Raw genomic sequence first — 22904 nt, 5'->3', positions numbered from 1 at the left:
CGAGAAAGACACTGAAGTTCAAAACACCGAAAGAGATAATTGAAAGGGGTGTTGCATTGACAGATTGAATCTACAGTTGAGAACTTTAATAAAATCAGCGGGCAGCGCCTGACGGATGCCAACCGCACCTGGCAGCACAACCCGGCTTATCGCGAAGGTGTACCCTATCCGACGAACCAGCTCAATAACCGCTTCCACTCCACCAACACGGCCACAGGGTTAAGTTCAACGCAGCAAAAACCGGTTAATCGCGATAGCCAGCGTCAGGCCGCCCTCAGCCAGATGGAGAAATCAACGGGCAAAACCTTCCCTCAAACGGCTCGCACGGGAACCAGAGATGCCCAGCGCAAGGCCTCAAATGACCAGCTGAAGCAGATTTCCCAGCGCAATAACTACCGTGGCTATGACACAAAACCGCAGACGACAAAGCGGACGACCACGCAGCAGCGAGATAATCGCCAGACAGCGCAAAGAACTGAAAAACGGGTTTCGCAAACTGCGCAGCAACGCACGAGCCAGCAGCGAATCAGTCAGCACCGGGCCAATGCTCTGAGTGGCAACGACAGTCGCTCCGCCAACTGGCAGGCACAGCAGCAGAGAGGGGCACAAAGCCGACAGATCGCAGCTCGTCAACAACAACCGCGCCAGGCAGCTGGCGGACGCGTTGAACGCCGTGAAATTCGACATCGTTAAGGGAGCCGACATGAAAAGTAAACTACTCAGTGGAATGGTGTTGTTCATGCTTTCGGCCTCGACGATGGCGCAGCAATCCTTTAGCACGCCTGACCAGGCGACCGATGCACTGGCAAATGCCATTCGTGAGCAGAATGAAAGTGCAATGAACAACCTGCTTGGAGAAAACTGGCGCGATTTCCTGCCCCCTGAAGGCGTCGACCCTGATGCCGTCGATCGCTTCCTGCGCGACTGGAAAGTCCGTCATAACACCGTTGTTGAAGGTGACACGGCACATCTTGTTGTCGGCGAGACCGACTGGCAACTTCCTATCCCGGTCATCAAGACCACTTCTGGCTGGCAATTTGACATCAAAGAAGGTGCTGAGGAGATCCTGACCCGCGAAATTGGGCGTAACGAGCTCGCAGCGATTGAAGCCTTACATGCTTACGTGGATGCACAGCAGAGCTATTATGCGATGAACCAGAGGTATGCCCAGAAGATCGTCAGCACCACTGGGAAAAAAGACGGTTTGTACTGGCCTGCATCACCCGGTGAAGCGCCCAGCCCGCTCGGCCCGGCATTCAGTCCAAAAGAACCGGGGACTGGCTATCACGGCTATCGCTTCAGAATTTTGCCGGATAAGAATGGTTTCGCAATGGTTGCCTGGCCGGTCAGCTACGGTCAGACAGGCGTAATGAGTTTTGTGATAAACCAGGATGATACCGTTTACCAGAGCGATCTGGGGAAGGATTCACAGCATAAAGCCCAGGCATTATCAGCGTACAACCCGGATAAATCATGGGTGCCCGTTGTCCCCTGACTGCCCTACAGCGCTTCGCTTGCGCGGGCCTATGCTCTGAAGGTTTTGTAGGCCGGGTCAGGCGAAGTCGCCACCCGGCTTTTTAACTTACAGAATATTTGCGACCGATTTTGCCAGTTGCGCTTCCAGAACCGGTTTCGCTTCTTCGAATTTCAGGTTCACTTTATTAGCATTAGACACGACACGTGTCTGATACTTAGCGCGATCGCCCTGCTCGGAGCTGGTCTGCAGTTTCACGCCCGATGTGCCCTGACGCAGTGCCGCGATGTTATCGGTGGTGACTTTTGCTTTGCTACGCTCAGAGATCTGCAGGTCGGTCACCATGGTATAGTTCACATCTTCTACCATCGCATCCGCCGCCATACCGATCAGACCCGCCGCCAGGCCCACACCCAACGCCGCACCAGAAGAGCTGCTGTTATAGGCGGTAATACCTGCGCCCAGCGCCGCTCCCATTGCAGCACCTTCGTAGCCAGTCTTCAGATAGCCCTGAGATTCTCGCAGATCCATTTTATCGGCTTTCAGAACGTTAGCCTGCACCCAGTAGTAGGCCCCGTCAGGAGAACTGGTCACCTTATAACCTTTCGCAACAAGGTCGTTAGCCAGCAGGGTTTGCAGGTTACTCATGTCTTTATCAGAGGTGTTTTTAACCTGAATGTAGACTGTTTTTTCGTTAGATGGCTCCAGCCAGATGGTTTCGCTCATCTGAGTTTTCACTTCCAGATTACGTTTTTTCACCGCTGTGGTCATCGCACCACACCCGGTCAGCGTCATCGCTGCTGCCACTAAGCCAATCACCGCAACTTTCTTCAAAGACATGTTATTTCCTTTTTTCGTGTAATCAAAAGTCCAGAATCCCTAAACCGTGCGGCCAGTAGCTACACAATGGTGAAAAAGGTATCGGCAGATGAGAGAAAATTTTTAGCGGAAATATCAATAAGATACCTACCATAATGGGTAGGTTTTAGACAAAAAAAACGCCTCCGAAGAGGCGTTTAGCGATCATGAAGAAACTTATTTCTTCTTCGCTTTTGCGTTTGGCAGGTCGGTGATGCTGCCTTCAAACACTTCTGCCGCCAGGCCCACAGACTCATGCAGAGTTGGGTGAGCGTGGATGGTCAGCGCGATGTCTTCAGCGTCACAACCCATTTCGATAGCCAGACCGATTTCACCCAGCAGCTCGCCGCCGTTGGTGCCGACAATCGCACCACCGATCACACGGTGAGTCTCTTTGTCGAAGATCAGTTTGGTCATACCGTCAGCGCAGTCGGAAGCGATAGCACGGCCAGAAGCAGCCCACGGGAAGGTGGCGGTTTCGTAGCTGATGCCTTTCTCTTTCGCTTCTTTCTCAGTCAGACCAACCCATGCAACTTCTGGCTCGGTGTACGCGATAGATGGGATCACTTTCGGATCGAAGTAGTGTTTCATGCCTGCGATAACTTCAGCGGCAACGTGACCTTCGTGAACACCTTTGTGCGCCAGCATTGGCTGACCGACGATATCGCCGATAGCAAAGATGTGCGGCACGTTGGTGCGCAGCTGTTTGTCAACGCGGATGAAGCCACGATCGTCCACTTCCACGCCAGCTTTGCCCGCGTCGAGGTTTTTACCGTTCGGCACACGGCCGATAGCCACCAGCACGGCGTCGTAACGCTGTGGTTCGGATGGGGCTTTTTTGCCTTCCATGGAAACGTAAATACCGTCTTCTTTCGCTTCAACGGCAGTGACTTTGGTTTCCAGCATCAGGTTGAATTTCTTGCTGATGCGTTTGGTGAAGACTTTAACGATGTCTTTGTCAGCAGCCGGGATAACCTGGTCGAACATTTCAACCACGTCAATATCTGAACCCAGCGCATGGTACACGGTACCCATTTCCAGACCGATGATACCGCCACCCATAACCAGCAGGCGTTTTGGAACGGTTTTCAGTTCCAGCGCATCGGTGGAATCCCACACGCGTGGATCTTCGTGTGGAATGAATGGCAGTTCGATTGGGCGAGAGCCTGCCGCGATGATCGCATTGTCGAAGTTAATCACGGTTTTGCCGTTTTCGCCTTCCACTTCCAGGGTATTCGCACCGGTGAATTTACCCAGACCGTTTACCACTTTCACTTTACGGCCTTTGGCCATACCCGCCAGACCGCCGGTCAGCTGAGTGATAACTTTCTCTTTCCAGGTACGAATTTTGTCGATATCGGTTTTCGGCTCGCCGAAGACGATACCGTGTTCAGCCAGTGCTTTGGCTTCTTCGATAACTTTGGCTACGTGCAGCAGCGCTTTAGAAGGGATACAGCCGACGTTAAGACAAACACCACCGAGGGTGCTGTAACGTTCTACGATGACGGTTTCCAGACCTAAATCCGCGGCGCGGAATGCTGCGGAGTAACCTGCCGGGCCTGCCCCAAGTACTACGACCTGAGTTTTGATTTCTGTGCTCATCATGACCTCTTAATTTATACCCGTCGTCCACCGGGTCGTTCTATCCGCCCGCAGTTTACAAAATTGTTAACAATTTTGAAACAACAAACGGCTCACGAATTGTCGCTTTCGCCAATAACCTCACAAACAGCATGAGATTATCAGAAAAAAGCCGGCCGTCAGGCCGGCTTTTCGATTACATCACCAGGCGGCGAATGTCGCTCAGGGTGTTGTTGATGATGGTGATGAAACGCGCACCATCAGCACCGTCGATCACGCGGTGGTCGAAGGACAGAGAGATTGGCATCATCAGACGCGGTACGAACTCTTTGCCATTCCACACCGGCTCCATCGCGGACTTGGACACACCAAGGATCGCAACTTCAGGCGCGTTCACAATCGGTGCGAAGTGGGTTGTACCCAGGCCACCGATGCTGGAGATAGTGAAGCAACCGCCCTGCATTTCGCCAGCCGTCAGCTTACCATCACGCGCTTTCTTGGAGATCACGGTCAGTTCACGGGACAGCTCAGTAATGCTCTTCTTGTTCACGTCTTTGAAGACCGGAACAACCAGACCATTTGGCGTATCAACCGCAACACCGATGTTGATGTATTTCTTCAGCGTCAGCTTCTGACCGTCTTCGGACAGGGAGCTGTTGAAGCGTGGCATCTGCTCAAGAGCGGCGGCAACGGCTTTCATGATGAAGACCACTGGGGTGAATTTCACGTCCAGTTTACGCTTCTCAGCTTCGGCGTTCTGCTGTTTACGGAACGCTTCCAGATCGGTGATATCGGTTTTGTCGAAGTGCGTAACGTGCGGGATCATCACCCAGTTACGGCTCAGGTTAGCACCAGAGATTTTCTGGATACGGCCCAGTTCCACTTCTTCGATTTCGCCGAACTTGCTGTAGTCCACTTTCGGCCATGGCAGCATGCCCGGGATACCGCCGCCTGCCGCTGCAGCTGGTGCAGCTTCAGCGCGTTTCACCGCGTCTTTCACGTAAGTCTGAACGTCTTCGCGCAGGATACGACCTTTACGCCCAGTCCCTTTCACTTTCGCCAGGTTAACACCGAATTCGCGCGCCAGGCGACGAATCAGTGGAGTCGCGTGGACGTAAGCGTCGTTTTCAGCGAACTCAGATTTGCCTTCCGCTTTCGCAGCAGGGGCAGCAGCTGGTTTAGCCGCCTGAGCCGGTGCAGCAGCCGGTGCTGGAGCAGCCGCAGCCGCCGGAGCAGCAGCAGGCGCAGCGCCTTCTACTTCGAAGACCATGATCAGAGAGCCAGTAGACACTTTGTCGCCAGTGCTGATTTTGATCTCTTTAACGGTACCCGCGAATGGCGCAGGGACTTCCATGGAAGCCTTGTCGCCTTCAACGGTGATCAGTGACTGTTCAGCGGCAACTTTGTCGCCCACTTTCACCATCACTTCGGTCACTTCAACTTCGTCACCGCCGATGTCTGGTACGTTAACGTCTTTCGCGCCGCCAGCAACCGCTGGAGCCGCGGCCGCCGGAGCAGCTGCCTGTGCAGGTGCAGCACCCGCCACTTCGAAGACCATGATCAGGGAGCCAGTAGACACTTTGTCACCGGTGTTGATCTTGATCTCTTTAACGGTACCGGCGAACGGAGCTGGCACTTCCATAGAGGCTTTATCGCCTTCTACGGTGATCAGTGACTGCTCAGCTGAAACGGTGTCGCCCACTTTCACCAGGATCTCAGTGACTTCAACTTCGTCACCGCCGATATCAGGCACGTTTACTTCTTTCGCGCTCGCGGCAGCTGCTGGAGCAGCGGCGGCCGGAGCGGCTTTCTTCTCTTCCTGCGCAGGTGCAGCAGCTGCTGCACCGTCGGCGGAATCGAAAATCATGATCAGTTTGCCAGTCTCGGTTTTATCGCCAACAGAGACTTTGATCTCTTTAACGATGCCAGCCTGAGGAGACGGGACTTCCATAGAGGCTTTGTCGCCTTCTACGGTGATCAGCGACTGTTCAGCTTCAACTTTGTCGCCAACTTTGACCAGGATCTCGGTGATTTCAACTTCATCAGCCCCGATGTCCGGTACATTGATTTCGATAGCCATTATTCTTTTACCTCTTACGCCAGACGCGGGTTAACTTTTTCTGCATCGATGTTGAATTTGGTAATTGCTTCCGCAACCACTTTCTTATCGATTTCGCCACGTTTAGCCAGTTCGCCCAGTGCTGCTACAACCACGTAAGAAGCATCAACTTCAAAGTGGTGACGCAGGTTTTCGCGGCTGTCAGAACGACCGAAGCCGTCAGTACCCAGTACGCGATAATCATCAGCTGGTACGTAAGTACGAACCTGCTCAGCGAACAGTTTCATATAGTCAGTAGACGCCACCGCTGGTGCATCGTTCATCACCTGAGCGATGTACGGAACGCGTGGGGTTTCCATTGGGTGCAGCATGTTCCAGCGCTCACAATCCTGGCCATCACGCGCCAGTTCAGTGAAGGAAGTAACAGAGTACACATCGGAACCTACGCCGTAGTCCTTCGCCAGGATCTGTGCTGCTTCACGTACGTGACGCAGGATAGAACCGGAGCCCAGCAGCTGAACTTTACCTTTGCTACCTTCGATGGTTTCGAGTTTGTAGATACCTTTACGGATACCTTCCTCGGCACCTGCTGGCATTGCCGGCATGTGGTAGTTTTCGTTCAGGGTGGTGATGTAGTAGTAAACGTTCTCTTGTGCTTCACCGTACATGCGCTGCAGACCGTCATGCATGATGACTGCCACTTCGTACGCGTAAGACGGGTCGTAAGAGATACAGTTAGGGATGGTCAGAGACTGAATGTGGCTGTGACCATCTTCGTGCTGCAGACCTTCACCGTTCAGGGTCGTACGACCGGAAGTACCGCCTACCAGGAAGCCGCGAGCCTGTTGGTCGCCAGCCTGCCAGCACAGGTCACCGATACGCTGGAACCCGAACATGGAGTAGTAGATGTAGAACGGGATCATTGGCAGGTTGTTGGTGCTGTAAGAGGTCGCAGCAGCCAGCCAGGATGCGCCAGCACCCAGTTCGTTGATACCTTCCTGCAGGATCTGACCTTTCTCGTCTTCTTTGTAGTATGCAACCTGCTCACGGTCCTGCGGGGTGTACTGCTGGCCGTTCGGGCTGTAGATACCGATCTGACGGAACAGACCTTCCATACCGAAAGTACGCGCTTCGTCGGCGATGATTGGAACCAGACGATCTTTGATCGACTTGTTCTTCAGCATCACGTTCAGGGCACGAACGAAAGCGATGGTGGTCGAGATCTCTTTATTCTGCTCTTCCAGCAGCTGAGAGAAGTCTTCCAGCGCTGGCAGTTCCAGTTTCTCGGTGAAGTTAGGCTGACGAGCTGGCAGGTAGCCTTTCAGCGCCTGACGACGTTCGTGCAGGTACTTGTGCTCTTCAGAGCCTTCCGGGAAGGTGATGTAAGACAGGTTTTCTACCTGCTCATCAGTCACTGGAACGTTGAAACGGTCGCGGATATAACGCACGCCGTCCATGTTCATTTTCTTAACCTGGTGAGCGATGTTTTTACCTTCTGCGGTATCACCCATGCCGTAACCTTTGATGGTGTGGGCCAGGATTACAGTCGCTTTACCTTTGGTTTCCTGCGCTTTTTTCAGTGCAGCGTAGACTTTCTTCGGATCGTGACCACCACGGTTCAGGGCCCAGATCTGCTCATCAGTCCAGTCTGCAACCAGTGCTGCGGTTTCAGGATATTTACCGAAGAAGTGCTCACGAACGTAGGCACCGTCTTTGGATTTGAAGGTCTGGTAGTCACCGTCAACGGTTTCGTTCATCAGCTGGATCAGTTTACCGCTGGTGTCTTTACGCAGCAGCTCATCCCAACGACCGCCCCACATGACTTTAACCACGTTCCAGCCAGCACCTGCGAAGATGCCTTCCAGTTCGTTGATGATCTTACCGTTACCGGTTACCGGACCATCCAGGCGCTGCAGGTTACAGTTGATGATGAAGCACAGGTTGTCCAGCTTCTCACGGGTCGCGATGGTGATCGCACCTTTAGATTCTGGCTCATCCATTTCACCGTCGCCCAGGAAGGCGTATACGGTCTGCTCAGAGGTGTCTTTCAGACCACGGTGTTCCAGATATTTCAGGAACTTAGCCTGGTAGATCGCACCGATTGGGCCCAGACCCATAGAAACGGTCGGGAACTGCCAGAAGGTTGGCATCAGTTTAGGGTGCGGATAAGAAGACAGACCTTTACCGTGAACTTCCTGACGGAAGTTGTTCATCTGCTCTTCAGTCAGACGACCTTCCAGGAATGCACGTGCATAGATGCCCGGAGAGATGTGGCCCTGGAAGTACACCAGATCGCCGCCGTCTTTCTCGTTCGCTGCACGGAAGAAGTGGTTGAAGCACACTTCGTAAACAGTTGCAGAAGACTGGAAGGAAGCCATGTGGCCACCCAGTTCCAGGTCTTTCTTGGATGCACGCAGAACGGTCATGATGGCGTTCCAGCGAATTGCAGAACGGATACGACGTTCCAGATCCAGATTGCCCGGGTATTCCGGTTCGTCTTCGACGGCAATCGTGTTTACGTAGTTGCTAGCCCCTGCACCTGAAGCAACCTTCACACCGCCTTTGCGGGCTTCAGAAAGCAGCTGATCAATCAGATACTGAGCGCGCTCAACACCTTCTTCACGGATGACCGATTCGATCGCCTGTAGCCAGTCGCGAGTTTCGATCGGATCCACGTCATTTTGGAGACGTTCTGACATGGGGGTATTCCTTATCTATCTAATACGTTGATTTGTCTGGAACCTGTCCCATTGTGCTCTTAGGCAAGAACACAATAAGACAGGTTCTGCGTTTAGTTGCCGCGCTCTAAAAGTACCTGGCGCTTAATCCTTTCGTTGCTGTATGCGGCGTAATGAACGTTCGCGACGCGATTGTTCACGGCTGCGGTCCAGCAAGATTTCCTCAATGAAAGCCAGATGTCGGTGCGACGCTTCGCGCGCCTGCTCCGGTTCCCCGGCCATTATCGCCTCGAATACTCGGGTGCGATGGTTGCTTACCAGTGGGAGCATGTCCCGACGGGCATACAACAATTCAAAATTCTGACGAACGTTCTGGGCCAGCATGGGCTCCATGCAGCGTAGCAGATGGAGAAGCACCACGTTGTGGGCCGCTTCGGTGACGGCGATTTGATACTGGACGACGGCGCTGGACTCGGCGTCTAAATCGCCGGACTGCTGTGCCCGTTCAATGGCCTGATGCAGTTCGCGGATACGCACGCGATCTTCATCAGTGCTGCGAAGAGCGGCGTAATAGGCCGCAATACCTTCAAGCGCGTGACGGGTCTCAAGCAGGTCAAACTGGGATTCTGGGTGGTCAGAGAGAAGTTCTACCAGCGGATCGCTGAAGCTCTGCCACAGGCTGTTTTGCACAAAGGTTCCGCCGCCCTGGCGACGAAGCAGCAAGCCCTTTGCTTCGAGACGTTGAATCGCCTCACGCAGAGAGGGACGTGAAACGTCGAACTGTTTTGCCAGCTCGCGTTCTGGCGGAAGTTTCTCACCCGGGCGCAGAGTCCCTTCGAGGATTAAAAACTCCAGCTGCTGCTCAATCACATCAGATAGTTTTGGTTGGCGAATTTTGCTGTAGGCCATATTCCCTGTCTTACGCCTTTTTGCCCGGAGTCAATTGGTCTTACCAATTTCTATTTCGTATCGCTAAAGTAACAAAGTATTCACCTTCTGTCCATATTGGTTTTGATTGAAATCAGTAAACGCTGCACATTTTAACAACCTTACAGAAATAACGTTTCAGAAATGTAACTTTGCACAAATGAGTTGATTACTCACAAAGAGGGAGTTTTAACCATATTGAAACGAGGGTTTTTGCAATCTGAAGCGATTCAACAAAGCAAATAATGAAAATTAGCCCACTTATGGCGCATTTCTATTCTATAGGTTGGGGTAAGAAAGGTTCGCGGAGTGATTTACAAATGCTTTCTTTTTATTCAACTCGTCATCAGCCCTTCATAAAGCAGGTGCATTCGCAGGCACTTACCACTATTCTGGCGCTTACGGAAGTCATCTACGATTTTTTCGGTATCATTAACCGTAAAGAAATAAATACAGAAAACGGACATTCATAATTACACACGCCCAGCGTGAACATAACAACCACACACGAGGTTTCAAATGGAAGCTCAACAGCACGGCGATCAGCTAAAGCGCGGCCTGAAAAACCGCCATATACAGCTCATCGCATTGGGTGGTGCTATCGGCACTGGCCTGTTCCTGGGAAGCGCATCCGTTATCCAGTCAGCCGGTCCTGGCATTATTTTGGGTTACGCTATCGCAGGTTTTATTGCTTTTCTGATTATGCGTCAGTTAGGTGAAATGGTCGTTGAAGAACCCGTTGCTGGTTCTTTCAGTCACTTTGCCTATAAGTACTGGGGAAGCTTCGCGGGCTTCGCCTCTGGCTGGAACTACTGGGTGCTGTACGTACTGGTTGCCATGGCTGAACTTACCGCTGTCGGTAAGTACATTCAGTTCTGGTACCCGGAGATCCCAACCTGGGCCTCTGCTGCAGCCTTCTTCGTTATTATCAACGCCATTAACCTGACCAACGTAAAAGTGTTCGGAGAGATGGAGTTCTGGTTCGCCATCATCAAAGTCATCGCCGTTGTGGCAATGATCATCTTCGGTGGCTGGCTGCTGTTCAGCGGTAACGGTGGCCCGCAGGCAACGGTACGTAACCTGTGGGAACAGGGCGGATTCCTGCCACACGGGATGAGTGGGCTGGTGATGATGATGGCTATCATTATGTTCTCCTTTGGGGGGCTGGAACTGGTCGGTATCACCGCCGCTGAAGCCGACAACCCGGAGCAGAGCATCCCGAAAGCCACTAACCAGGTTATCTACCGTATTCTGATCTTCTATGTGGGTTCACTGGCCGTGCTGCTCTCTCTGCTGCCATGGACGCGCGTGACCGCGGATACCAGCCCGTTTGTGCTGATCTTCCACGAGTTGGGCGATACCTTCGTGGCAAACGCCCTGAATATCGTGGTGCTGACCGCTGCTCTGTCTGTTTACAACAGCTGCGTATACTGCAACAGCCGTATGCTGTTTGGTCTGGCTCAGCAAGGTAACGCCCCGAAAGCCCTGCTCAACGTCGACAAACGTGGTGTGCCGGTAAACACCATTATCGTATCGGCCATTGTGACGGCGCTGTGCGTACTGATTAACTATCTGGCCCCGGAATCCGCCTTCGGACTGCTGATGGCACTGGTGGTTTCGGCTCTGGTTATCAACTGGGCGATGATCAGTCTGGCGCACATCAAGTTCCGCCGCGCCAAACAGCAGCAAGGTGTGACTACGCGTTTCCCGGCTCTGCTTTATCCGCTGGGTAACTGGGTGTGTCTGCTGTTCATGGCCGCTGTGCTGGTCATCATGCTGATCACCCCGGGGATGGCGATTTCTGTGTACCTGATCCCGGTCTGGATTGCGATCCTCGGCGTGGGTTATCTGGTTAAACAGAAAAACGGCAACGCGGTGAAAGCACACTAATCTGCCCTTCCACTCTGCACGCCTTTTCCGGTGTGCAGAGTGTTGTTACCTTCCTCACAAATTCCCGCCAACAGCAATTTTATCCATATCACCGACGCGATACTGCAACGCAAAAATTCCTTTGCCAGCAAATAATTCTCTCCATACCGCAACCTGGAGAGCAGTTAATGGATAACAACAAACTGTCAGTAAAAGAAAAGATCGGCTATGGGATGGGAGACGCAGGATGCAACATCATCTTCGGCGCCATCATGTTGTTTGTTAACTATTTCTATACGGATATTTTTGGTCTGGCTCCTGCATTAGTCGGCGTATTGCTGTTGTCTGTTCGTGTCATTGATGCCGTAACAGACCCTATTATGGGTGCTATCGCTGACCGTACCCGCAGTAAATATGGGCGGTTTCGTCCATGGCTGCTGTGGATCGCCATCCCCTATGCACTGTTCAGCATCCTGATGTTCACCACGCCAGAGTGGAGCTATAACAGCAAAGTTATCTATGCCTTTGTCACCTACTTCCTGCTGTCGCTGACCTACACCGCCATCAACATTCCGTACTGCTCGCTGGGTGGCGTGATTACTAACGACCCTAAAGAGCGCGTCGCCTGTCAGTCTTATCGCTTCGTGATGGTCGGTATCGCGACACTGCTGCTGTCACTCACTTTGCTGCCGATGGCCGACTGGTTTGGTGGTGATAACAAAGCGAAAGGTTACCAGATGGCGATGACCGTACTGGCACTGATTGGTACCTGTATGTTCCTGTTCTGCTTCGCCACCGTTCGCGAGCGTGTGCGCCCGGCGGTACAGACGCATGACGAATTGAAAAACGACCTGAAAGACGTGTGGAAGAACGATCAATGGGTGCGCATTCTGCTATTAACCCTGTGCAACGTCTGCCCGGGTTTTATCCGCATGGCGGCGACCATGTATTACGTCACCTGGGTGATGGGCCAGAGCACCCACTTCGCCACGCTGTTTATCAGCCTCGGGGTGGTCGGCATGATGCTCGGCAGTATGCTGGCGAAAGTATTAACTGACCGCTGGTGTAAGCTGAAGGTGTTTTTCTGGACCAACATCGCGCTGGAAATTTTCTCCTGCGCATTCTATTTCTTCGACCCGAAAGCCACCGTCACCATTGTCGTGCTCTATTTCCTGCTGAATATTCTGCACCAAATCCCGTCTCCGTTGCACTGGTCGCTGATGGCCGATGTGGACGATTACGGCGAGTGGAAAACCGGAAAACGCATCACGGGTATCAGTTTCTCCGGCAACATCTTCTTCCTCAAACTGGGGCTGGCGGTTGCCGGTGCAATGGTGGGCTTCCTGCTCTCCTGGTACGGTTACGACGCCGGTGCGAAAGCGCAGAGCGCGGATGCCATCAACGGTATTGTGCTGCTGTTCACGGTGATTCCGGGCGTGGGATATCTGATTACCGCGGGAGTGGTGCGTCTGCTGAAAGTGGACCGCGAAACCATGAAGCAGATCCAGTCCGATCTGCAAAAGCGTCGTAACAACTATCGCGAGCTGAACGATTATCCGGAACTCAAAGCCGCTGAGACAAAATAAGGAAAGCCGAATGCAAACCTGGCCAAACCCGTTTATTGAGCAACGCGCCGATCCGTACATTTTGTACCACGAGGGGCAATACTATTTTATTGCCTCCGTACCGCAGTATGACAGGCTGGCAATCCGCCGCTCAGATTCGCTGGAAGGGCTGCGCAGCGCCGACGAAGTGGTAGTGTGGCGTAAACCCGATACTGGCCCTATGAGCGAGTTAATATGGGCGCCGGAGCTGCATCATATTGACGGTAAGTGGTACATCTACTTTGCGGCGGCACACACTCAGGCGCTCGACAGGCTCGGCATGTTCCAGCACCGCATGTTTGTGCTGGAATGTACTGACCGCGATCCGCTCGCGGGCATGTGGGAGGAGAAAGGTCAGGTCATCACGCCATTTGACACCTTTGCACTGGATGCCACCACTTTTGTGCACCAGGGGAAACGCTGGTATCTGTGGGCGCAAAAAGCCCCGGATATCTCCGGTAACTCCAACCTCTATCTGTGTGAAATGGACAATCCATGGACACTGAAAGGCGAGCCGGTGATGCTCAGTAAGCCAGAGTCTGACTGGGAGTGCCGCGGATTCTGGGTTAACGAAGGCCCGGCTGTACTGTTTCACGGCGACAAACTCTTCATCAGCTATTCCGCCAGCGCGACCGATGAGAACTACTGCATGGGTCTATTATGGATCGATATGACCGCCGATCCGCAAAACCCGGCGAACTGGCAGAAATCTCCGCGCCCGGTATTCACCACCAGCGCTGAAAATCGCCAGTATGGGCCCGGGCACAACAGTTTTACGCAGACGCCGGATGGGGAAGATGTGCTGGTGTATCACGCACGTAACTACACCGAAATTGAGGGTGATCCGCTTTACGATCCGAACCGTCATACCCGCCTGAAGCTTGTCCGCTGGAAAGAAAACGGGATGCCTGATTTCGGCATCCCGCCTGCGGATACGCTTTAGTGTTTATGGCGCGCTGGCCTACACCAGCGTGCCGTAAATGGTCAACAGCGCCACCACAACCACCACCACAAATGACGTTTTCTTCGCCATCGACACAGCGGCTTTTGGCGTTTCAATCTTATCGGTATGCGGCTCGAGCGCCAGAGAGAACTGCGCCAGACGCGTTAACACCTGGTACTGCGACGTATGACGATCGGCAAGAGAAGCGAACCACGCAGGCAGCGCTTTTTCGCCGTGACCAATCAACGCATATACCACACCCACGAACCGCACCGGGAGCCAGTCAAGCACATGCAAAATGGCATCAATCCCGGACTGCAAGCGTTCATGCGGTGTCAGATAGCGGGCAAGCCAGGTCTGCCAGGCACGAAGAAAAGCATACCCCATCAGCAATACCGGTCCCCACGGGCCCCCCACCACAAACCAGAACAGCGGTGCGAGGTAGTAACGAAAGTTAATCCACAGCAGTGCGTTTTGCAGTTCACGTAAAAACTCACGTTCATCGCAATCCGGTGGTACCCCATGGATCATGGTCAGTTCGCTCGCCATCGCACTGCGTGCATGGGCATCATCATGAGATGCCGCTTTAAGATAAGCGTGATAATGCAAACGCACCTTACCCGCACCAATGCACAACACTCCAAGCAGGATCCACACGACCAGTAACGGTACGTTGAAAAAGAGTCCGTGCAGCGAGCGCAGCAGCAGAAACGTAATCACCATCACCCCTGCCAGCATCAGCAGCGTGCGCAGCATGGAGAAGTGCTTAATCCGGCGGAAAAGCACCTCCAGCCGGTGATCCAGATGCCAGTGCTCGCCGAGTTTGAACAGGCGTTCAGCGATGATGACCAGCAGCATGGTAAACAACGTCATGTTATCTCCTTATTCTGACGGCGCAGTAAGCATGGCGCGAAACCGGGACCAGTCAAAGGCCGGGCCGGGATCGGTTTTTCTCGCCGGAGCGATATCACTGTGTCCCGTGATATTTTCGGCAATGGCCGGGTAGAGTCCAATAAGCGTTTTGGTTACAGCCACGAGTTGTTGATACTGTGAATCGGTATAGGGCACGGTGTCAGTGCCTTCCAGTTCGATTCCGATAGAAAAATCGTTGCATCGTTCACGCCCCTGGTACATCGACACCCCGGCATGCCAGGCGCGTTTATCAAAGGGAACATACTGAACGACTTCACCATCGCGACGAATCAGACAATGGGCCGACACGCGCAGATGTGCAATCTCAGCAAAGAAAGGATGTGCATCAGGATCTATCGTTCCTGTGAATAACGCATCGATCCACGGGCCGCCAAACTCACCCGGCGGGAGACTAATATTATGAACAACCAGCAGTGTGGGCTTTTCATCCTCCGGGCGGCAGTCGTGGTGCGGCGAGGGCACATGCCGCGCATCCACCAGCCATCCGTTTTCTAACAACATGCTGGAACTCCTTATGTATGGTGCTGTTACTCGGTTCAGAGTAGCATGTTTCAATATTATGATTCGTTACCAATTTGGAGTTTTATCATGCCGCCTCGCCGCTACAACCCCGACCACCGACGTGAAGCGCTTCTGGAACGTATTAATATGGATATTCCGGCAAGCGTTGCCCATGCTTTGAAAGAAGATCTGGGCGGTGACATCAATGCCGAAAAGGATATTACTGCCCAATTATTGCCAAAAGAAGCACGTTCGCACGCCGTCATTATCACCCGTGAAGATGGCGTTTTTTGCGGTAAGCGCTGGGTTGAAGAGGTCTTTACCCAACTGGCAGGTGATGATGTGCAGATCACCTGGCATGTTGAAGACGGCGATGTGATTACGGCAAACCAGCCGCTGTTTGAGCTGAATGGTCCGTCCCGCGTTTTGCTCACCGGTGAACGAACCGCGCTTAACTTCGTCCAGACCTTATCCGGGGTGGCAAGTGAAGTACGCCGCTACGTTGACCTGCTTGTCGGCACCCGTACACAGTTACTGGATACCCGTAAAACACTGCCGGGCCTGCGTACGGCGCTGAAATACGCGGTGCTCTGTGGTGGTGGTGCAAACCACCGGCTGGGGTTATCAGACGCGTTCCTGATTAAAGAGAACCATATTATCGCCTCGGGTTCGGTACGTCAGGCGGTTGAAAAAGCCTTCTGGCTACACCCAGATGTCCCTGTTGAAGTGGAAGTCGAAAACCTGGAAGAACTGGTGCAGGCGATAAAGGCCGGGGCCGATATCATCATGCTCGATAACTTCGAAACAGAGCAGATGCGCGAAGCAGTAAAACTGACTAACGGCCAGGCTCAGCTTGAGGTATCCGGTAACGTGACGTTCGATACTATCCGTGAATTCGCCGAGACCGGGGTCGATTACATCTCCGTCGGGGCGCTGACCAAACACGTGCGAGCCCTCGACCTCTCGATGCGCTTTAAATAGTGTCTTCTCCCCTCTCCGCCCGGAGAGGGGAATTTCAGCCCCGCTCGCAAATCCGTTGTCCTTCCCTGCAACACCAAATGAATTCTCTGAAGACCCCTTCCCGTTCCCTTTTTTGTCCCTCGCCCCTGCTCTTTTGCGCTGCCAGAGTAGCGCCATTCGACATAAGGAGCAGACATGGACAGACAACAGGGATTCACACTCATTGAGCTGATGGTAGTCATTGGCATTATTGCAATTCTGAGTGCCATCGGCGTACCCGCCTACCAGAACTACCTGCGAAAAGCGGCACTGACCGATATGCTACAAACCTTCATTCCCTACCGTACTGCCATTGAGCTTTGCGCACTGGATCATGGTGGTGTGGAACGCTGTGACGCGGGCAGTAACGGCATTCCTTCCCCCACCACGACGCGTTACGTCTCAGGAATGAGCGTGACGAAAGGGATCGTGACCTTAACAGGCCAGGAGAGTCTCAATGGGCTGGAGGTGGTTATGACGCCACAGTGGAACAACGGCAACGGTATGACAGGCTGGATGCGTGACTGCAACATCAGTGCTGACAGTGCCCTTAAACAGGCTTGCGAAGATGTTTTCCGCTTCGACACTAACTGAGGAGCAGAGAATGAATACGGATCAACTCGTGGCACTCTGTCTGCGCCATCACGCTCTGCTGCTAACCAGCGATAGTGACATGATTAGCATTGCCGTCGTGGGAAACCCAGGTAGTGAGCTAATGGAAGCGCTGCGTTTCGCGACCCAGAAACGGATTGATATCGAATGCTGGAGCACTGAGCGTATGGAAAAACACCGGCAGTTAACGTCACAATCGCATCTGCCTGTCGTTTCTCCATCACATTCAGCAGTGGAAATCCTCAACCACACGCTGCAACAGGCGATAAATCAACGCGCTTCCGACATTCATATCGAACCGATGGAGCACGCATGCCAGATCCGCTTACGTATTGACGGCGTACTGTGCCCGCAACCTCCGATTTCTGCAGCAATGGCAACCCAGTTCAGCGCGCGTTTAAAAGTGTTAGGTAACCTGGATATTGCTGAACGCCGTTTACCGCAGGACGGTCAGTTTACGATTGAGCTGGCAAATGAGCCTGTCTCATTTCGAATCGCCACACTTCCCTGCAGCGGTGGCGAAAAGATTGTTCTGCGCTTGTTGCATCAGGTTCAGCAGGCTCTTGAGCCGAAAGCACTCGGTATGAGTACTGAACAACTGACCTGCTTTACCGACGTTCTCCATCAGCCACAGGGGCTGATTCTGGTCACGGGTCCCACTGGCAGTGGAAAAACGGTGACGCTTTACAGTGCGTTGCAGGCACGTAACACGCCTGATGTTAACATCTGTAGCGTGGAGGATCCCATTGAGATCCCGCTTGCGGGATTAAACCAGACGCAGATTAATCCCCGCGCGGGTTTAACATTTCAGAGCGTGCTGAGAGCGCTGCTACGTCAGGATCCTGACATCATTATGATCGGCGAAATTCGTGATGGTGAAACGGCTGAGATTGCCATTAATGCCGCCCAGACCGGGCATCTGGTGTTATCGACGCTGCACACTAACTCAACAACAGAAGCCCTGACTCGCCTGGAGCAGATGGGCGTGGCGCGCTGGATGATATCTTCCGCACTCTCGATGGTGATTGCTCAGCGCCTGGTTCGTCGTCTTTGCCCACATTGTCGCCGGGAAGCCAACGAAAACGCTGAATTACCTCGCTCAGTCTGGTGCAGACCGCTTCCACGCTGGCAACCCACAGGTTGCGATCGCTGCTATCACGGTTTCTATGGCCGCGTGGCCATTTTTGAAGTTCTTGTGATCGATAGTTTCCTGCGGCAGGCCATTGCCAGCGGCGCAGGAACCGAAGTGATAGAAGCAAGTGCCCGACAGGCAGGAATGCTTTCCCTGTTCGAACACGGCTGTATCGCGGTTGAACAGGGTCTGACTACACTCGAAGAGTTGTTGCGCGTCCTGGGAATGCCCGATGGTTGCTAACCAACTCTGGCGCTGGCGAGCGCTTTCCATTGAAGGAGAGCCCCGGAGTGGAACACTCTGGGCGACAGACCGTAATGCGGCTTTCACCAGGCTGATGCGTAACGAGTTACATCCGCTGACAGTGACCCGATGCTCACAGAAATACCGCTGGCGGCCACATCACTGCTACGAGATGTTTCGCCAGCTCGCGACTCTTCTGCAGGCTGGGCTGACATTATCCCATAGTCTGCAAATGCTGGCGGACCAGCATCCATTAAAACCCTGGCAGGCACTCCTGCAAAGCATTGCCGATGAACTTAGTGAAGGATGCCCTTTTTCAGAGGCACTAAAGCGATGGCCTGCGGTCTTTAGCCCATTGCATGTCTCAATGGTGAAAACCGGTGAGCTAACAGGAAAACTGGAAGAGTGTTGCCGCCAGCTAGCACAGCAACAAAAGTCTCAGCAGCAGCTCAATGCAAAAGTGAAAAAGGCACTGCGCTATCCGATGATAATCCTGATGCTGGCCGTACTTGTCGTGCTGGCGATGGTCACTCTGGTCTTGCCCGAATTTGCCGCTATCTACAGGACGTTTAATACTCCGCTCCCGCTACTGACACAGATTGTCATGGGGATGGCCGCTTTTATGCAGTCATATTCCCTCGCACAGTTCGCTGTACTGCTTGTACCTGTGGCTGCCGCCTGGATTCTGCGAAATGACCCTCGCTGGCAACGTATTTTGCTGCATACTCCCGTCATGGGCGCACTGGCAAAGGGCCAAAAACTGGGACAGATCTTTACCGTGCTGTCGCTCACACAACAGGCGGGCATTCCCTTTTTACAGGGGCTGGAGAGCGCGGAGGAAACCGTTGAAAATCAGTACTGGCAAGGAGTTCTCCGCAATGTGCGGGAGGACATTGAAAAAGGTCTCCCCATCTGGCCATCCTTCCAGAAGACGGCAATCTTTACCCCACTGTGTATTCAGCTTTTACGAACCGGTGAAATGTCAGGGGCGTTGGACGTCATGCTGAAGAACCTTGCCCACCATCACACGGAGCAAACCTTCCAGCAGGCAGATAACCTGGCGGCACTTCTGGAGCCTTTGCTTCTGATTGTGACGGGAGTCATCATCGGCACACTGGTGGTGGCAATGTACCTGCCTATTTTCCATCTGGGGGATGCGATGAGCGCAGGATAATGCTGGCGCACAGGCATGCGCCAGCTGAAGCTATTACAGGCTATTGAATACGCGGTTTTCCTGCTCCTGAACGCGGATAAACGTAGTACGTTTCGTCAGCTCTTTCAGACGAGATGCCCCAACATAGGTGCAGGCTGAGCGTAAACCGCCAAGGATATCGCGCGCAGTGTTTTCGACCGGGCCACGCAGTGGCAGCTTCACGGTTTTACCTTCAGCCGCGCGGTATTTTGCCACACCACCGACATGACGGGTCATCGCAGATTCAGAGCTCATCCCGTAGAACAGCATGAATTTCTCGCCATTCTCTTCAACCACGGTGCCACCACTCTCTTCGTGGCCTGCCAGCATACCGCCGAGCATCACAAAGTCTGCGCCGCCGCCAAAGGCCTTCGCAACATCACCCGGCATGGTGCAACCACCGTCGCTGATGATCTGACCGCCCAGTCCATGGGCAGCATCAGCGCACTCAATCACAGCGGAAAGTTGCGGATAACCGACACCGGTTTTGACGCGCGTGGTGCATACGGACCCCGGGCCAATGCCCACTTTCACAATATCGGCACCGGAAAGGATCAGTTCTTCACACATTTCGCCAGTCACCACGTTACCAGCGATGATGGTTTTGGTCGGCCAGGTTTCGCGAGCCTTGCTGACAAACTGCACGAAGTGCTCGGAATAACCGTTGGCCACATCAATACAGACGAAGTTTAGTGCTGGATTCGCGTTCAGGATCTGTTTGGTCTTCTCAAAATCCGCATCGGATGTGCCGGTAGAAACCATGACATGCTTAACGACATCATCAGAGGATGACGCAACAAATGCATTCCACTCTTCAGGGCTGTAATGCTTATGCACAGCGGTGAGAACATCAAATTTTGCCAGCGCCGTTGCCATTTCGAATGTGCCCACTGTGTCCATGTTGGCAGCAATAATTGGCACACCAGACCAGGTCTGACCGGAATGTTTAAAGGTGAATTGACGTTCGAGTTCAACGTCTGAGCGACTTTTCAGTGTAGAGCGTTTAGGGCGGATAAGAACGTCTTTGAAACCTAACTTCAGATCTTCTTCAATACGCATGTGCGGATTCCTGGGGTTAGAGGCAAATATATTAAAAGCACAACTCCAGTGACGCTATCATACGCACTAATACCTGCTCCGCAAGACTGCGAAATTCTCTTTTTTTACGCTACAATCCTATAAATTTACCTGGTAAAAAGCAGGTAAAGAGGGCTAAACAGTTGTTGGCGCACGCAGGAATTTTAATCAACTGATTTTAATAATGAATAATTCCCAGGATTTGATTTAATGGGGTATATCGTCGCATTAACCGGCGGCATCGGTAGTGGCAAAAGTACCGTTGCGGACGCTTTTTCTCGTCTGGGTATCACGATTATTGATGCCGATATCATTGCCCGTCAGGTGGTAGAACCTAATACACCCGCATTAAAGGCCATCAAAGAACATTTTGGTCAGACAATCATCAATGCGGATGGTACGCTCAATCGCCGCCAGCTTCGTGAATGCATTTTTTCTGATTCTGCAGAAAAGATCTGGCTTAATGCCTTGCTCCACCCCATTATCCACCAGGAAACCCAGCGTCAGATTGCCGCAGCCAGCTCACCCTATGTATTGTGGGTGGTTCCGTTACTGGTGGAAAATCAGTTGCAGAAAAAAGCCGACCGGGTGCTGGTTATTGATGTTTATCCCGAAACGCAAATCCAGCGCACCATGATGCGCGACCACGTCTCGCGTGAACATGCTGAACAAATTCTTGCCGCTCAGGCCACTCGCGCTCAGCGCCTTGCCGTTGCGGATGATGTTATTGATAATAACGGCGCACCAGATGCCATCGCATCGGATGTTGCCCGTCTGCACGCGCAGTATCTGACGTTTGCCGCGCAGACCGTTGCACAGGAAAAACCATAATGTCGACTCACATCCTTTTTGAGCATCCGCTCAACGAAAAAATGCGTACCTGGTTACGCATCGAATTTCTCATTCAACAGCTTTCACAACATCTACCTGTCAACGATCATGCCACAGCGTTACACTTCTTCCGTAACGTGGGCGATCTACTGGATGTGATTGAACGCGGGGATGTCCGCACAGAATTGCTCAAAGAGCTGGAGCGTCAGCAGCGTAAATTGCAGGCCTGGACTGAGGTCCCCGGTGTTGATCAAAGCCGTATCGACGATCTCCGCCAGCAGTTGAAAGCCAGCAGTACCATTCTGATGGCTGCGCCACGTGTTGGACAATTTTTGCGTGAAGACCGCCTGATTGGCCTGGTACGCCAGCGTCTGAGCATCCCAGGAGGTTGCTGTAGTTTCGATCTCCCGACGCTGCATATGTGGCTGCATATGCCGCAAGCTCAACGTGACGCACAGGTGAACAGCTGGCTGGCAAGTCTGGAACCGATGCACCAGACGCTGTCGCTTATCCTCGATCTGATCCGTAACTCAGCCCCATTCCGTAAGCAAACCAGCCTGAACGGTTTCTATCAGGATAACGGTGATGATGCCGATCTTCTGCGCCTGAATTTATCGCTTGGCGAACAGCTTTACCCACAAATTTCCGGACATAAAAGTCGTTTTGCCATTCGCTTTATGCCGCTGGACAGTGAAAATGGTACCGTGCCAGAACGTCTCGATTTTGAACTGGCCTGTTGTTGAGGAGTACTGATGTCTGACGTAACCACCGTAAACTGCCCAACCTGTGGCAAAACCGTTGTCTGGGGCGAAGTGAGTCCGTTCCGCCCATTCTGCTGTAAACGCTGTCAGTTGATTGATCTGGGAGAATGGGCAGCGGAGGAGAAACGCATTCCGAGTGAAGGCGATCTCTCGGATAGCGATGACTGGAGCGAGAACCAGCAGTAACGTATAAAGCCTGCTGGCGCTTCGCTTAGCAGGCCTACCTGTTTGCCACTAATCGGCGGATCACAGGCTCATTAGCCGGTGGGAATTTTTCGGCATCACTTACCTGAAGTTCAACCCAATTACCCGGTTGTCCCTCTTTCCCCCAGGGTTCCCCTTCCCAGCTTTCTACCAGCCAGAACCACAGCGTGATGTGCCTGTCCGGAAACTGATATTCGAGCTTATCAAACAGCGTTGCACCAAGTGGAGTAATCCCCACCTCTTCCTGCAGCTCGCGAACCAGCGCCTCTTCCGGCGTTTCACCTGATTCAATTTTCCCACCCGGGAACTCCCATTTGTTCGCCATATGGGCGTCAGCCGCGCGCTGGGTAATGAAGATTTGGTTTTGCGGGTTGCGAATAATCCCGACGGCAATTTGCAGTATTTTCATAGTGTCACTTCCATAAA

The 22904-nt window shown here is 52.9% G+C and carries 22 protein-coding genes and 1 pseudogene; 14 read left to right on the top strand and 9 right to left on the bottom strand.

Annotation, left to right across the window (positions count from 1 at the left end; translation table 11 throughout):
• The 3 genes and pseudogenes from V6E55_RS04330 to V6E55_RS04320 form a co-directional block, all read left to right on the top strand.
• On the top strand, nt 1-68 hold a 68-nt coding region (locus tag V6E55_RS04330), incomplete at its 5' end, for a hypothetical protein (RefSeq protein ID WP_223720247.1).
• Nucleotides 64-693: pseudogene (locus V6E55_RS04325) on the top strand (DUF3300 domain-containing protein); the annotation flags it as partial. The gene V6E55_RS04330 and the pseudogene V6E55_RS04325, both read left to right, overlap by 5 nt.
• A 10-nt stretch (nt 694-703) precedes the next feature.
• Nucleotides 704-1495 carry a DUF2950 family protein gene (locus tag V6E55_RS04320; protein ID WP_316942246.1) on the top strand — a complete coding sequence of 264 codons (792 nt, stop codon included), beginning with the start codon at nt 704-706 and terminating at the stop codon, nt 1493-1495.
• 87 nt (nt 1496-1582) lie between these two features.
• Here the strand turns inward: V6E55_RS04320 and traT are convergent, their stop codons facing one another.
• The 5 genes from traT to pdhR form a co-directional block, all read right to left on the bottom strand.
• Nucleotides 1583-2314, bottom strand: a complete 732-nt coding sequence (gene traT, locus V6E55_RS04315) for a conjugal transfer complement resistance protein TraT (RefSeq protein WP_114979110.1) — start codon at nt 2312-2314, stop codon at nt 1583-1585.
• 195 nt (nt 2315-2509) lie between these two features.
• On the bottom strand, nt 2510-3934 hold the full coding sequence (gene lpdA, locus V6E55_RS04310) for a dihydrolipoyl dehydrogenase (RefSeq protein WP_023332094.1): 1425 nt from the start codon (nt 3932-3934) through the stop codon (nt 2510-2512).
• Nucleotides 3935-4109: 175 nt separating this feature from the next.
• Nucleotides 4110-5993, bottom strand: coding sequence for a pyruvate dehydrogenase complex dihydrolipoyllysine-residue acetyltransferase (gene aceF / locus V6E55_RS04305; RefSeq protein ID WP_316942245.1), 1884 nt, complete (start codon nt 5991-5993; stop codon nt 4110-4112).
• 14 nt (nt 5994-6007) lie between these two features.
• Nucleotides 6008-8671, bottom strand: a complete 2664-nt coding sequence (gene aceE, locus V6E55_RS04300) for a pyruvate dehydrogenase (acetyl-transferring), homodimeric type (protein ID WP_114979108.1) — start codon at nt 8669-8671, stop codon at nt 6008-6010.
• Between the two features lie 123 nt (nt 8672-8794).
• A complete protein-coding gene (gene pdhR, locus V6E55_RS04295) occupies nt 8795-9559 on the bottom strand; it encodes a pyruvate dehydrogenase complex transcriptional repressor PdhR (protein WP_008501960.1) in 765 nt (254 codons plus the stop codon).
• Between the two features lie 263 nt (nt 9560-9822).
• Here pdhR and V6E55_RS04290 point away from each other — a divergent pair, with 263 nt between their 5' ends.
• From V6E55_RS04290 to V6E55_RS04275, 4 genes are all read left to right on the top strand, one after another.
• Nucleotides 9823-10050, top strand: a complete 228-nt coding sequence (locus tag V6E55_RS04290; RefSeq protein ID WP_129323925.1) for a hypothetical protein — start codon at nt 9823-9825, stop codon at nt 10048-10050.
• Between the two features lie 46 nt (nt 10051-10096).
• Nucleotides 10097-11467 (top strand): aromatic amino acid transporter AroP, encoded by a 1371-nt coding sequence (gene aroP / locus V6E55_RS04285; protein ID WP_028016703.1) that lies wholly within the window; start codon nt 10097-10099, stop codon nt 11465-11467.
• Between the two features lie 167 nt (nt 11468-11634).
• On the top strand, nt 11635-13032 hold the full coding sequence (locus V6E55_RS04280) for an MFS transporter (protein ID WP_316942244.1): 1398 nt from the start codon (nt 11635-11637) through the stop codon (nt 13030-13032).
• Nucleotides 13033-13042: 10 nt separating this feature from the next.
• A complete protein-coding gene (locus V6E55_RS04275) occupies nt 13043-13993 on the top strand; it encodes a glycoside hydrolase family 43 protein (protein ID WP_316942243.1) in 951 nt (316 codons plus the stop codon).
• Nucleotides 13994-14011: 18 nt separating this feature from the next.
• Here V6E55_RS04275 and ampE read toward each other — a convergent pair whose 3' ends face one another.
• Together ampE and ampD are read right to left on the bottom strand one after the other, a co-directional pair.
• Nucleotides 14012-14866: a beta-lactamase regulator AmpE gene (gene ampE, locus V6E55_RS04270; RefSeq protein ID WP_114979104.1), complete on the bottom strand. Its 855-nt coding sequence runs from the start codon at nt 14864-14866 to the stop codon at nt 14012-14014.
• A 9-nt stretch (nt 14867-14875) separates the two neighbouring features.
• A complete protein-coding gene (gene ampD / locus V6E55_RS04265; RefSeq protein WP_028016699.1) occupies nt 14876-15427 on the bottom strand; it encodes a 1,6-anhydro-N-acetylmuramyl-L-alanine amidase AmpD in 552 nt (183 codons plus the stop codon).
• An 87-nt stretch (nt 15428-15514) separates the two neighbouring features.
• Between ampD and nadC the strand changes: the two genes are divergently transcribed.
• The 4 genes from nadC to hofC all read left to right on the top strand — a co-directional run bounded on the left by nadC (nt 15515) and on the right by hofC (nt 19587).
• Nucleotides 15515-16408, top strand: coding sequence for a carboxylating nicotinate-nucleotide diphosphorylase (gene nadC / locus V6E55_RS04260; protein WP_129996679.1), 894 nt, complete (start codon nt 15515-15517; stop codon nt 16406-16408).
• A gap of 174 nt (nt 16409-16582) precedes the next feature.
• Complete coding sequence (ppdD, locus tag V6E55_RS04255) at nt 16583-17020, top strand: prepilin peptidase-dependent pilin (RefSeq protein ID WP_316942242.1); 438 nt, start codon at nt 16583-16585, stop codon at nt 17018-17020.
• Nucleotides 17021-17030: 10 nt separating this feature from the next.
• Nucleotides 17031-18413 (top strand): type II secretion system protein GspE, encoded by a 1383-nt coding sequence (gene gspE / locus V6E55_RS04250; protein ID WP_316942240.1) that lies wholly within the window; start codon nt 17031-17033, stop codon nt 18411-18413.
• The gene (gene hofC / locus V6E55_RS04245) at nt 18403-19587 is read left to right on the top strand and encodes a protein transport protein HofC (protein WP_316942239.1); all 1185 of its coding nucleotides are present in this window, start codon (nt 18403-18405) and stop codon (nt 19585-19587) included. Before gspE ends, hofC begins: the two co-directional genes overlap by 11 nt.
• 33 nt (nt 19588-19620) lie before the next feature.
• Here the strand turns inward: hofC and V6E55_RS04240 are convergent, their stop codons facing one another.
• Entirely contained in the window at nt 19621-20664 is a 1044-nt protein-coding gene (locus tag V6E55_RS04240; protein WP_129996683.1) for a GMP reductase, read from the bottom strand.
• Between the two features lie 228 nt (nt 20665-20892).
• Between V6E55_RS04240 and coaE the strand changes: the two genes are divergently transcribed.
• Genes coaE through yacG form a run of 3 tightly spaced genes read left to right on the top strand, consistent with a single transcriptional unit; the run spans nt 20893 to nt 22460 of the window.
• Complete coding sequence (coaE, locus tag V6E55_RS04235) at nt 20893-21513, top strand: dephospho-CoA kinase (RefSeq protein WP_129996684.1); 621 nt, start codon at nt 20893-20895, stop codon at nt 21511-21513.
• Nucleotides 21513-22256, top strand: coding sequence for a cell division protein ZapD (gene zapD, locus V6E55_RS04230; RefSeq protein ID WP_316942238.1), 744 nt, complete (start codon nt 21513-21515; stop codon nt 22254-22256). Before coaE ends, zapD begins: the two co-directional genes overlap by 1 nt.
• Nucleotides 22257-22265: 9 nt before the next feature.
• Complete coding sequence (yacG, locus tag V6E55_RS04225) at nt 22266-22460, top strand: DNA gyrase inhibitor YacG (protein WP_003856332.1); 195 nt, start codon at nt 22266-22268, stop codon at nt 22458-22460.
• Nucleotides 22461-22494: 34 nt separating this feature from the next.
• Here the strand turns inward: yacG and mutT are convergent, their stop codons facing one another.
• Nucleotides 22495-22887 (bottom strand): 8-oxo-dGTP diphosphatase MutT, encoded by a 393-nt coding sequence (gene mutT / locus V6E55_RS04220; protein WP_028016690.1) that lies wholly within the window; start codon nt 22885-22887, stop codon nt 22495-22497.
• Nucleotides 22888-22904 lie beyond the last annotated feature (17 nt).

The organism is Enterobacter sp. 342, assembly GCF_036663495.1.
Classification (GTDB): Bacteria; Pseudomonadota; Gammaproteobacteria; order Enterobacterales; family Enterobacteriaceae; genus Enterobacter.
Note: the sequence above shows the minus strand (reverse complement) of the source record. Positions and strands in the feature narration are given on the sequence as shown.